10 protein-coding genes and 1 tRNA gene are annotated in these 12,243 nt (G+C 66.4%); all 11 read right to left on the bottom strand.

The window, feature by feature from the left end:
* Positions 1–4: 4 nt before the first annotated feature.
* The 11 genes from G3W89_RS24130 to G3W89_RS24080 all read right to left on the bottom strand — a co-directional run bounded on the left by G3W89_RS24130 (position 5) and on the right by G3W89_RS24080 (position 12,231).
* Entirely contained in the window at positions 5–346 is a 342-nt protein-coding gene (locus G3W89_RS24130; protein WP_162576533.1) for a helix-turn-helix domain-containing protein, read from the bottom strand.
* Positions 343–567, bottom strand: a complete 225-nt coding sequence (locus G3W89_RS24125) for a helix-turn-helix transcriptional regulator (protein ID WP_162576532.1) — start codon at positions 565–567, stop codon at positions 343–345. The genes G3W89_RS24130 and G3W89_RS24125 overlap by 4 nt, the downstream gene beginning before the upstream one ends.
* Before the next feature lie 50 nt (positions 568–617).
* Positions 618–755, bottom strand: a complete 138-nt coding sequence (locus G3W89_RS24120) for a hypothetical protein (RefSeq protein WP_162576531.1) — start codon at positions 753–755, stop codon at positions 618–620.
* A gap of 59 nt (positions 756–814) precedes the next feature.
* Positions 815–1,651 carry a hypothetical protein gene (locus tag G3W89_RS24115; RefSeq protein WP_162576530.1) on the bottom strand — a complete coding sequence of 279 codons (837 nt, stop codon included), beginning with the start codon at positions 1,649–1,651 and terminating at the stop codon, positions 815–817.
* 188 nt (positions 1,652–1,839) lie between these two features.
* Positions 1,840–3,063, bottom strand: a complete 1,224-nt coding sequence (locus G3W89_RS24110; RefSeq protein ID WP_162576529.1) for a tyrosine-type recombinase/integrase — start codon at positions 3,061–3,063, stop codon at positions 1,840–1,842.
* Positions 3,064–3,242: 179 nt separating this feature from the next.
* A tRNA-Arg gene (locus G3W89_RS24105) sits at positions 3,243–3,317 on the bottom strand.
* A gap of 33 nt (positions 3,318–3,350) precedes the next feature.
* The gene (locus G3W89_RS24100; protein ID WP_162576528.1) at positions 3,351–7,391 is read right to left on the bottom strand and encodes a translocation/assembly module TamB domain-containing protein; all 4,041 of its coding nucleotides are present in this window, start codon (positions 7,389–7,391) and stop codon (positions 3,351–3,353) included.
* 2 nt (positions 7,392–7,393) lie between these two features.
* Complete coding sequence (locus G3W89_RS24095) at positions 7,394–9,289, bottom strand: autotransporter assembly complex protein TamA (protein ID WP_162576527.1); 1,896 nt, start codon at positions 9,287–9,289, stop codon at positions 7,394–7,396.
* A 60-nt stretch (positions 9,290–9,349) separates the two neighbouring features.
* Positions 9,350–10,270: a 2OG-Fe(II) oxygenase gene (locus tag G3W89_RS24090; protein ID WP_162576526.1), complete on the bottom strand. Its 921-nt coding sequence runs from the start codon at positions 10,268–10,270 to the stop codon at positions 9,350–9,352.
* 155 nt (positions 10,271–10,425) lie between these two features.
* The gene (locus G3W89_RS24085) at positions 10,426–11,613 is read right to left on the bottom strand and encodes a vWA domain-containing protein (protein WP_162576525.1); all 1,188 of its coding nucleotides are present in this window, start codon (positions 11,611–11,613) and stop codon (positions 10,426–10,428) included.
* A gap of 6 nt (positions 11,614–11,619) precedes the next feature.
* Positions 11,620–12,231, bottom strand: coding sequence for a GNAT family N-acetyltransferase (locus G3W89_RS24080; protein WP_162576524.1), 612 nt, complete (start codon positions 12,229–12,231; stop codon positions 11,620–11,622).
* Positions 12,232–12,243 lie beyond the last annotated feature (12 nt).

Below are 12,243 nucleotides of genomic sequence, written 5' to 3'. Positions count from 1 at the left end.
GCCCTTACTGCCTCTGTTGCGACCGTTGGCCATCGGGCTCTGAAACCAGCGTGTAGAGGGCTGCGCGCGGATGACTGAACCCGTCACGGTCCACCAGAGTAATGCGCGTGGTTTCGATCACAAAACCGAAGCGGTCGCGCAGTTCCTTCACCCTCGCTGGCGCCTGATAGCAGCCCATGCGGCGAAGGTCATAACTCGTCTGGGGGCGACTGCGCAGTGCCTGCACGATGCGCTCGCGCTGCGCTTCCGTCGCAGGGGACTTGTCGCTAAACTTCAGTTGCGTTTGATGTTTCCTGAGAGCCCCCGCCGCACCACCGGCCGGGGCTTTCGTTTTGATGGGCTTCATGATTGCCGCTCCCCTGCAAGCGCATCGCCGTTGGCGCGGCGCGCAATGAAACTCTCGACGGCTTCGGCGTCCCACACCGTGACCGATTCGCCAAGCTTGAATGGTTTCGGGAACTTGCCCTCGCGCACCCAGCGCCAGACGGTGGCGGGACTGACGGGCAGCAGCCCGGCCTTGCTTTTGGTGGTTGCCAGCTCTGCAACCCGGATAACCCTCTGTGACACTGCACACCCCTTGTGAATGCGCCGTAGCGCGATGGGTGAACTGTGAAATCTCAGGCCAGGCAGCGGGGGCAAGTGCCAAACCAAATAGGCAATTGCCTAAAAAAGCCTTGTTTCATGCGGGTTGCAGCCGCATCGCGGGCCTTCTTCAAATGGCCTTCGATAGTGGTTTCGCCGATCGAGATCTTCATCAGGTTGCGCTCTCTGTGATCGTGAGCCAACGCTTGAGTTTGAACAGCTTGCTCATTGTCTACCTCGATCGACCGGCGATGGCTGCAGGAACGCTCTTTAGATGTTCTTCGATTGCCCGCTTTGAGACCGGCGCGCCGAGTTGGTCGGCCATCCCTTGGATTAACGAAGCGGCCTTGCTCGGTTTGGCAATGTCGATCTTTGCCTCTTTCGCCAGAGCGGCAATGATGGTCAGCAGCGTGTCGCGCTCTTTGGTCCCGATTGGCTTCTCTGTCGGAGGCAACAGGCTTCCGACGAAGGCTTGCAAGGCGGTCCTGCGAACAACAAACACGTCGTTCCTCGATGGCTTCGATTGAAGTGTGCCGCCTCGCTCGACATAGGCCTCCATGATCACGTCATCGAAAAGCCTTCCCTTCCAATCCCACTTGTCGAATTGACGTTGCGCGTCATGCATAGAAATCTCTTCACCTGCACCATGCATGTACCGGAGGAGTTGGTAGTACCTGCCTGTGCTCGGCGATCGGACGAATGCGCCCCGGACATCCTCTTTCAACACGAGCGGCCCGCCCGTCAACTTTTGGAGCTTGTGATGGCAGTCGTATATCTCGCCAGCGATCATTGGCAGGTCAAAGATCCCGTTGATGTTCACGACCCTGTCTTCAAAAACCAAAAGATCTGTGCCGTTAAACGGGATGCCTTGAACCTCGTCACTGGCGGGTACAGCTTCACCCGGTCTCGCATACGCGGTGTTTATAAAGTCAACGGAAACAGTCAACTTCTTGGCCAGCGCCAAACGAAGAATATCTGCTTCGGTCACGGCCTCCTCTAAGCACCCGGTTAGATGCGCAGCCGCCTCTTCCAAGGTAAGCCATTCCTTCAGACCAAACAATATGCTCATCGCGCCCCCAGCGCCCCCAATAAAGATACCAACCCCCGCCCGTCAGGGGAAACGGGTTTTCGCGCCGTCGCGCTAGGAGGCTGGCGAAACACGGTCCAAGGCGCGGAGCCTTATGGTGATTTCGCCGTCCAGATTAGCATCTCAGCGGGTCAGGAAGCGCGAGCAGATTTGGTCGAAAGTGCCTGCCATCACGCGGCCCTGTTGATCGGGATCACATAAGCACCGAGGCGAAGTTTGTCCAGGTAATCGGCCCACCGCTGCATCATTTCGCGCCGCGATGGCAGGTGCGCAGTGCGGTTGTAAGCCCGGCCGTTTGCATCTTTGACCATGTGTGAAAGTTGGTGCTCTATGAAGTCCACGCGCTCTCCAAGCACTTCGTCCAAGATCGTCCGCGCCGTTGCCCGGAACCCGTGGGCTGTATGAACCTCAGCGCTGTAGCCCATGCCGCGCAAGGCCGCGTTGATGGTGTTCTCGCTCATTGGCCGTTCGCCCGTCCTGATGCTGGGGAAGACGTAGCGGCCGTGCCCGGTGATCGGGTGGATGCCACGCAGGATCTCCACCGCCTGAGTGGACAGCGGCACGATGTGGTCAACACCCATCTTCATCTTCGTGCCGGGGATGCGCCACTCTGCCGCATCAAGGTTGATCTCGTTCCATTCCGCCGTGCGCAGTTCTCCCGGACGGACGAACACCAGCGGGGAGAGCTTCAGCGCGGCTACCGTCGTTGGATGGCCGCTGTAGGCGTAGATCGAGCGCATCAGGGCGCCAAGCTGCTTAGGTTCGGTGATAGCTGCAAAGTGCTTGCCGGCCTTCACCGCGAGGGCTTCCCTAAGATCGGCGGTTACGTCGCGCTCTGAAAGTCCGGATACCACGGCGAACCGGAACACCTGTCCGCAAAGCTGCTTCACGCGGTGCGCGGTGTCGATAGCCCCTCGCGCCTCCAACTTGCGAACAACCCGCTCCAGCACATCGCGCGGCCCGATGGTGGAAATAGGTAGCTTACCGATGAAGGGGAAAACGTCCTTCTCCAGCCACGTCTTAACTTTGAGTTGCGTGATGGGCTGGCGCTTCGCCGCCGTTTTGGTAAGCCATTCGCTCGCGACCGCCTCAAAGGTGTTGGCCGAGGCGACCGCGCGGGCTTGCTTTTGCTCCCTCTTGGCGGTGCTGGGATCGATCCCGTGCGCCAGCTCCTTCCGGGCCTTCTCGCGCCGTTGGCGTGCTTCAGCAAGCGAAACGTCCGGGTAGACGCCCAGAGCCAGGGTCTTGGCCTTGCCGTTCATGCGGTAGTCCATGCGCCAGTACCTGCCTGCCGCCTTTACGCGCAGGTACATGCCGCCGCCATCGGCGTAGCGTTCTCCGATTTCGGCGCCCTTGTGCTTTACCTGCCTAACAAACGTGTCGGTGAGTGCCATCGCTGCCCCTTTGTTGTCGGTACTTCAGTTGCTGACCTTTGGCAGATACCTGCACAAGTACCGGAAAAGTACCGACATTGGATGCTACGCCGTGAGTCGCCTTGAGGCAAAGAAAAACCCGCTACGCTAGGGAGCGTGCGGGTTTCTGTTGTTTGATGAGAGGCAGTGATTCGGTCTCATGGTGCCCTCGACAGGAATCGAACCTGTATCTGAGTCTTAGGAGGACCCCGTTCTATCCATTGAACTACGAGGACGGAGGCGGCGGCGACTTTAACAGCTCGGCGGCCTCAATCGTATTTCAGGGTGTAGATCAAGTCGATGCCGCTTTGCTGCCCGGCCTGGCCGCGCAGCGTCAACCGGCGCGTAAGGTCGTAGAAGATGAACAGGCTGCCCAAGGTGCCCGACAGGCTGCGCTCGTAGGTCAGATAGAAATCCTTCGACAAGCGCTTGCCCACCGTGACGGCCGAATCGCGCACGTCGCCCCCGCTGCCCGGGCCCTTGAAGCCGATCTCGTCGAGCCCGAAGCGGCTCGCGAGCCCACCGCCGGAGCTGCCCGAGCCGAGCCGACCCAGCAGCGCCAGCGCGGCCTGCTGCAGCAGCAGCGATTCGCCGCCGCTGGTGGCCGAAGCGCGGCCCAGCACCACCCATGACAGCGTCTCCGCGTCGGACAACGCTGGCTCGGAATACAAGCGCACGCGCGGGGATTGCGCGCTGCCGGTGATCTGTACGCCTGCACGTTGCGAGATGTTGGGCCGGATGGCGAGGATGTCGAGCGCCGGGTTGTCGTAGGGGCCGTTGAAGCGAGCGATGCCGGTCTCGACGTCGAGCCGCTGGCCATAGGCGCGGTACTGACCCTTGACGGTGTGCACCTCGCCGGTGATGCGCGGCGGCGCGTTCAGGGCGGTGCTGCGGATCTCGAGCTTGCCTTCGAGCCGCGTCGTCAGGCCGCGCCCCTGCACCGCGAAATCCTCGCCGAGGTCGAAGCCTACGACGATATCCGGCGGCTTTGCGGTCTGCGCCTTGGCGGCCTGCGCGTCCTCACTGGCCCTCTGGCGCTGCGCGGCCTCGGCCGCCTCCCGGTCCTTGGCGGCCGAGCGCACCACCACGTCGCTGCCGAGGCCGGGCGCGCTCTCGTCCGGCAGGATGATCACCGCCCTGTCGGTCTTGAGATTGCCGCGCACACTGATCTGGCCGTTGTCGAGCCGCGCCTGCAGATCGCCCGAGAGCGTGACCTGGCGATCGGTGCGCACCAGCACCCGCAGCGAGCGCAGCTGGGCCTGCATGGCCATGCGGATGCCGGTGCCGCTGGCCGGTACCGCGCCCCAGCTCAGCTCGCCGCGCGCCGACAGGGTGCCGCCGCCGCTGGTTGCCTCGCTGGCCGCGGTGCTGAGGTTGCCGCTCTGCCCCGGGATGCGGGTGCTGCTGCCGGCGCCCCCTTTGAGCGCGAATTCCGTGATCTCGATGCGCTGCCCGGTCAGCGATGCACGCAGGCGCCCGTCGCGCAGGTCCAGTCCCTCGACCAGCGCGCGCAGCGCGAGCTGGTCGGCCGACAGCGTGCCGTTCCAGCGCGGCAGCGCGCGGTTGCCCGAGAGTGCCGCGTCGGCCTCCAGCGTGCCGGCCACGCGCCAGCCAGGAGGCGCCAGCATCGACCAGACGCCGAGGTTGGGCAGCCGCGCGGTTACTCGTCCAGCGAGCGGAGCATCCGGTGCCCACTGCCAGCCGTCGGCGCGCTGCACCACCCTCGTGCTGGCCTCGGCGCGGATCTGGCCGGCGCGCAGGCTGTCCCAGGTCAGGCTGGCGCGCACGGTGTTGCCCTCGGCGTCGAGGCCCAGTTCGGCCTGGCGCAGGCCGGCCGGCGTGCTGCGGCCTTCTGCCGCCGCATTCATCTTGCGCTCGCTGGCGGTGCCGGTGCCGTGGCTCTCGATGCGCGTGACCAGCGCTGCCTCGCCCGCCTGCACGCGAAGGTCGCCGCTGGCGCGCGCGAGCTTGGCGCGCGCGCGCAGCGTGTCGCCAGCGTCGATGTCCCAGTCGCCGTCGAACAGCAGATCGCCACTGATGCCCATCTCGGCCAACGTCGCGCTGCCGCCCATCGCCTCTGCCCAGGCCATCGGCAGGCCCCGGAGGCGGCCTTCCGAACGCAGGCGGAAGACACGGTTCGGCGCCGCGCCGCTCTGGCTGTAGCGCAGCGGCTCCCAGTCGATGCGCACTGTGCCCGGCACCGGGCCGCGCAGCGTAGCGCTGGCGGCCGAGGCCTCCACTTCGAGGTGGCCCGCATCGCCACTTTTCAGCGTGGTGCCGACGGCGCGTTCCAGTTCCAGCGTCCACGGTCCGGGGCGCTGGCTGTCCTGCGCCTGCAGCCGCAGGCTGGCGATGGAGGCACGCCATTGCTTCGCACGTTCCAGGCCGCCGCTGGCGCGTACGTCGAGGCTGAGCTTCTGTGTGCCGCTGCTGGCTTCGCCCTTGAGTGCCAGCGTGGCCTGAGCGAGGCTGCCGGCCAGCTCGGCGTGCAGGTCGTGCAGCTGGATCTCGGTCGGCGGGCCGTTGGCAGGCGGTGCCAGCCGGAGCGCCAGGCGAGGGGCGGAGAGCGTGGCCTCGAGGGTCGGCTCGGTGCTGCCGCGAGGGGCCGGCGTACTCGCATTCTTGAGCCGGCGCTGCACCGCCTGCCAACCGCCTTTCCAAGAGGCGTCGAGCTGGGCACTGCCTTGTGCGCTGCTGTCCGCAAACACGGCCGAGAGTTCGGGCAAGCTTTCCACCCAGCGTTGCAGGGTGGCGGCCTCGTCGATGCGGGCCCGGAGCTCGCCGCCGCCGCTGGCCGGAGCGATGCGGCCCTGCAGTTGTGCGCTGCCGCCCGGCACCACGAGTTTCAGGTCGCCGTTGCCGGCCTGCTCGGCGACACGTACCTGCAGTTTGCCTTCGAGGCTCGCGTTGGCTGCGTCGATGCGCAGCGTGCGCAGGTCCAGCACCTCGGACTGCCACTGGCCGTGTGCCAGCGCGCGGTCGAGTCGCAGGCCTTGCAGCGCTTTGCTGCCGGCACCGCCCTCGGCCCGCAGCGCGAGATCGAAAAGCAGCGCTTCGCCGCGTTGCTCGGCGGTGACGCTGCCGCTTACCGGCGCGCCGGCGAGCTCACTGTGCAGCGCTGCAGGGCGCACGCCACGCACCCGGGCGCGCGCCTGCCATGGCGCGGGCGCGGGGCTCCAGCGGCCTTCGGCCTCGATGCGGCCGCCACCGGCGAGCACCGTGGCTTCGGGCAAGGTCCAGGTGCTGCCGTCGAAGCTGGCGCGAACCCGAATCTGCTCTATGGGCAACTGGCCGCTGTCCCATGGGCCGGGCTTCGCGTTGCGGATCTCGGCGCGGGCCTGCCACACCGTGCTGCTGGGGGGCGCGCTGCTGTCGGGGCCGGCTTCCACCTCGCCACTCAACAGCGTGCTGGGCGCTTTGGGCAACAGGAGAGCCACGTCCAGGTTTTGCAGTTGGGCCCGGGCGTCGATCACCGGTTGCGGCTGCCAGGGCGCAATGTTGGCCTTTAACTGCGCCGCCATCGGTGCTGTGGCGCCGGAATCAGCGGGCTTGAGCTGGGCTGCCACGCCGAGCCGGGCATCGGCTGTCGCGAGCGTGCCCTTGGCGCGGGCCTCGGCCAGCACCTCGATGTCTCGGCCTTCAGCGAGCGGCGCGCGCACGCGGCCCTCGAGCGCAGCGTCGAGGGCCATCGGCGCCGGGCCTTGAAGCGTGACCCGTGCGCCGTAGTGGCCTTGGGCAATGTCCACGCCTTCGACCACCAGCTGATGTTCGTCGCCGGCATAGCGGTAGCTGCCTGCCAGGTTGTCCGCCTGGAGCGCGGGCGGGCCGGCCCAGCGCAGCGTGTCGATGCGAAACGGAAGCTCGACTTCCACCGGCAGCACGATCGGCGCCAAGGGCTGAGGCGGCTTGTCTTCCGCTGGCGCTCGGCGCTCGATCAGCAACTGTGCCGCATGCAGCTCGCCGAGCTGAACCTTGCGCTTCAGCAGCGGCGCCAGCTGCCAGCCGATGGTGGCCTCGTGCACCTCCACCGACAGGCTTTCGCTCTGCCAGCGCAGCCAGCCGATCCGGCCACCGGCCCGCAGCGAGCCGCTGACATCGCGGCTCTCCAACGTCTGGCCATTCGGCAGATAGCGCGCGGCCCGCGCGAGCGCGAATGCCAGCGATTGACTGGAGCCCAGCCACCACCATGCGCCAGCCGTGAGCACGCCCACCAGCAGAACCAGCCCGAGCAGGCTCAGCGCCAGCGCGCGCACGACCCGCCGGCCGCGCGAGCGCGGGGGCGTGGGGGAAGTCTGCGCGCCCGGCGTCATGTTCAGAACGTGAAGCCCAGGCGCAGATGCAGCCTGAACTTCTTGGTGTCCACGCCATAGGCAAGGTCGGCCTGCACCGGCCCAACCGGGCTGCGCCAGCGTGCGCCCACGCCGATGCCCACCTTGGTCTCGAGGTCGCCGGGCCGGTCGGCCACGGCGCCGGCATCGATGAAGACCGCGCTCTCCCACTCGGTCAGCTTGCCGCGATAGACGAAGGGCCGCTGCCACTCGATGCTGGCCACGGTCATGTACCGGCCGGCGATGATCTGGCCGTCGCTGCGCTCGGTGCCGATCTGGCGATAGCCGTAGCCGCGCACTGTGGTATCGCCGCCGGTCAGGAACATCAGTGTCGAAGGGATCTGCGCGCTCTGCCTGGCGGTTACGGCGCCTGCCTCAGCGCGAAATTGCAGGCGGCTGCTGCGCGCGGCACTGGCGCTGTCGTCGCTCGAGGCCCAGTCGAGCGGCACGATGCCGAGCCAGCGGCCGTAGATCCGCGTGAAAGGCAGGTGTTCGCCTGTCAACGTGTAGCCGGCACCCAGCTCCAGCGCCAGTCCGTGGCCGCGCGTTGGCACGCCGGCATCGTCGAAGTAGCGCCCGGTCCAGCCCCAGTTGACGGACAGCGCCGAGGCGGAGGGCGGCGCGTTCACGCCGCGGTTCTGCGCGTAGTCGTACTGGAGGAAGTAGTTGTAGTCGATGTGGTCGCTCGACTTGCCCAGCCCGCCGCGCAGCCGCCCGCTGTCGACCTTGTAGCTGCCGGAAGTCTCACTCTTGAGCTGGCCCGCGCCGAACCAGCGCCAGCCCTTGTCATCGGGCACGGCATTCCACTCGGTGCCCAGCGACCGGGTCTCGCGGTCGACCAAGAGCTTGGAGACGGCACGCCAGCCCAGCAGCGGCATGCGGTTGTGGATGTGGTCCACCGACACGCGTGGCCCGCTGTCGGTGGTAAAGCCGATCCCCAGCACCACCTTCTGCAGGGACGCCTCGCGCACCTGGGCGATCACCGGTGCCCACAGCGGATTGCTGCCGTCGGTGTCGAGCGTGAGGAAGACCGAGTCGTAGTAGCCGCTGCTGGCCAGGCGCTGCTGCGCATCGAGCAGCTTCTGCTGGTCGTAGTCGCTGCCGGTAGGCACACGCGCGATGCGGCGCGCGGCATCGGCGTCATAGCGCTCGTTGCCGCGCACCTCCAGCGGGCCGAAGCGGTAGGCCGGCCCCGACCGGTACTCGACGCGCAGACTGGCCTCGCCCCGATCGGCATCGATCTCCGCGCGGCTCAGCGCCACGCTGCCGGTCGGAAAGCGCTTGGCCGTCAGGCTTCGCAGCGCGGCCGACTTGGCGTTGTCCCAGCCGAGCTGGGTGAAGGTCTGGCCCGCGCGCAGCGGCCAGTCGTTGCGGATCGCCTCGCGCTGGGCCGCAGCGGTGGCATCGGCGGCGATCGCTCCGCTGAAATCGATCTGCACCTGGCGCACCCGGGTGGGCTCGCCGGGATCGACCGTGATCCGCACCTCGCGCGGCGCCTTGGCCCCGGGCGTCTCATTCAGCTCCAGCGTGAGCGCGGGCTTGAAGTAGCCGAGGGTCGCGAGCAGTTCGCGTGCGTTGGCTTCGGCGGCCACCATGAGGCGCGAGAGCTCGGTGGCACCGAGATCATCGATCTGGCTATAACGCTGGATTTCCAGGTTGCGCTCGAGGTACTCGCGCACCCTGTCGGGCGCCTGCACCGCGACGCTGAAGGCCTCGCGCGTGCCCGCCGGCTTGTCGCCGCTGACGGGCCGGGCGCCCGTTTCGGCCTCGGCTGGCTCGCTCTTCGGCAGCAGGCTGCAGCCCTGCAGCAGCAGGAGGAGGCCTGCACAAAAAAACGCCGGCATCCACGCCGGCGCGAGTGACCGAAACACCCTGAGCATGCGGCCATTCTGACAGCATGCCCGGCACGGTCCCCGTAGGCGGGAGCCGCGGTCTGCCGCTCAGGCGCGGCCGGTAATCTTTCGTGCCAGCAACCAGACCACCGGCGGCGTAATCATGCGTGCAACGGCCTTGGCCCGGTCCACGCGATGCGTCTTCATGAAGACCGAGGCCGATTCGTCGCCGTGCTGCTTGCCTGCCAACGGGCTGCTGTAGTAGTAGGCGGCGACGGAGCGGCGCGGCCGGCCGTCCGGCGCCTGCAGCGGCTTGGTGTGGCCGTGGTAGCTGATCGGGCCGTGCGGCAGCAGGATGGTGCGGCCGAACTCAGGCTGCACCGTGGTGACGCAGCGGTCGTGCTTCTTGTCCCACAGCTCCAGGCCGGAGCCCCAGTCCGGGTTCCATCCCTTGTTGAGATAGGTGATGAAGACCATCTCGTTCTTCAGCCCGAGGTGGCGGTGGCGATTGAAGTCGCGGTGCACCGCAAATGTCGCGCCGGTGCGGCTCTCGTGAAGTCCGCCGCCGAACAGCTTGGGGTCGGCCAGGAGGTAGGGCACCCCCGTCAGCGAGGAAAGCCAGTCGATGAACCAGCCGGAATGGATGGTGTCGAAGTACAGCTGCGTTGCGGGGCCGAGCGATGGCCCGAGCACCGAGCGCCGGGTCGATTCGTAGCGACTCTTGACCTCGGACCAGGAAGTGCCGGGCTGGGCATCGAACTCCTCGGCGGCCAGGTCCAGCAGAGCCGGGTTGAACAGGTTCTCCAGCACCAGATGGGGAAAGGGAGACGCAGCCATCAGCGCATTGCGCAGGCGATCGCGCTGAGCCGGAGAGAAAAGGGCACGATCGACCAGCTCGGCGCGCGGCAGCTGCACGCCGCGGATGCTCACGAAGTCGCCGGGCGGCTGGAAGCGCGGGTTTTGCTCCGCCGCGGGCAAGGGTTGCTCGAGAACCGGCGAATCGAGCGGCATCGAAAGAACGGCAGACATGGCAACACCTCCAGCGGACCAGCGTCAGCGGACGCCTTTTTGAATCCTTAGGTGTTAACTGTAACTCTCCGTTGCCACGTTGTGACAACTTTTTTCGCCGGAAACCCACCTCAAAGAGGTAGCCCCTCCGGCCTAGGCTGCCTGTCAGAGGCCTCCTACTTGGACAGCAGCCGCATCGCCTCCTCCAGCCCCTTGAGGGTCAGCGGGTACATGCGGTGGGATACGAGTTGTTGCATGACCGCGATGCTTTGCCTGTATTGCCAGACGCCCTGCGGCTCGGGGTTGATCCAGGCGAACTTCGGGAAGGTATGGGTCAGCCGCTGGATCCACTCGGCGCCGGCTTCCTCGTTGTTGTATTCGACGCTGCCCCCCGGCTGCAGGATCTCGTAGGGGCTCATGGTCGCGTCGCCGACGAAGATCAGCTTGTAGTCCTTGTTGTACTTGCGGATGATGTCCCAGGTGGCGAACTTCTCCGAGAAGCGCCGCCGGTTGTTCTTCCACATGAAGTCGTAGACGCAGTTGTGGAAGTAATAGAACTCCAGGTGCTTGAACTCGGTCTTGACGGCGGAGAAGAGCTCCTCGACGCGCTGGATGTGCTCATCCATCGTGCCGCCCACGTCCATCAGCAGCAGCACCTTCACGTTGTTGTGGCGCTCGGGCCGCATCTTGATGTCGAGGTAGCCGGCATTGGCTGCCGTCTTGTGGATGGTCTCATCGAGGTCCAGCTCGTCCTCGTGGCCTTCGCGCGCGAACTTGCGCAGCCGGCGCAGCGCGATCTTGATGTTGCGCGTGCCCAGCTCCTGGCTGTCGTCGTAGTCCTTGTATGCGCGCTGGTCCCATACCTTGACCGCGCTCTTGTTCTTGCCCGCACCGCCGATGCGGATGCCCTGCGGGTTGTAGCCGCCGTGGCCGAAGGGCGAGGTGCCGCCGGTGCCGATCCATTTGTTGCCGCCCTCGTGCCGTTCCTTCTGCTCCTCGAAGCGCTTCTTGAGCGTCTCCATGAGCTCGTCCCAGCCCATCTTCTCGATCTTGGCCTTCTCCTCGGCGGTGAACTCGCGCTCGAGCGTCTTGCGCAGCCAGTCGAGCGGCACTTCCTTGGTGAAATCCGTCACCAGCTCGATGCCCTTGAAGTAGGCGGCGAAGGCGCGGTCGAACTTGTCGTAGTGCTTTTCGTCCTTCACGAGTGCGGTGCGCGAGAGGTAGTAGAAGTCGTCGAGCCCGAAGGCGCCGTCCGAGTTCGGGCCGACCACGTCGGCCTGCAGCGCCTCCAGCAGGCTCAGGTACTCCTTGACGGAGACCGGCAGCTTGGCCGATCGCAGCGTGTAGAAGAAGTCGATCAACATGGCGAATCACTCCGGTGTTCGGGACGGACGCGGCTTGTCCAGCAAGTACAGCAGCTGGGCCCGTACCTCGGGCCACTCGCCCGATCGCAGGCTGTACATCACCGTGTCGCGGATGGTGCCGTCGCGGCGCAGCGCGTGCCCGCGGATCACGCCGTCCTTGCGCGCACCCAGCCGCTCGATGGCGCGCTGCGAAGCGTGGTTGAAGTTGTCGGTACGCCAGCCCACCACGTGGCAGCCCAGCGCGTCGAACGCGTGCGTCATCATCAGCAGCTTGCAGGTGGTGTTGACGTGCGTGCGCTGGCAGCGCCGGGCGTACCAGGTGTAGCCGATCTCGACGCGCTTCACCGCGGGCAGGATGTCGTGAAAGCTGGTCGATCCGAGCACCGCGCCGCTCGCTTCGTCGGTGACGGCAAATGCGAAACGGTGGCCGGCCTCGCGGGCCGCGAGCGCGGCCTCGATGTAGTCGCGCGTGTCCTGCGGTTGCGGCACCGAGGTGACCCGCAGCTTCCACAGCTCGCCGTCCGCGGCAGCGGCGCGCAGCCCCTCTTCGTGGGCAAGCGCCAGCGGCACCAGCGCGATGCCGCGCGCACTCAGCGTGACCGGCTCGACAAAGGCCATCGGCAGCTTCCG

This window comes from Variovorax sp. PBL-H6 (assembly GCF_901827155.1).
Lineage (GTDB): Bacteria > Pseudomonadota > Gammaproteobacteria > Burkholderiales > Burkholderiaceae_C > Variovorax.
Note: the sequence above shows the minus strand (reverse complement) of the source record. Positions and strands in the feature narration are given on the sequence as shown.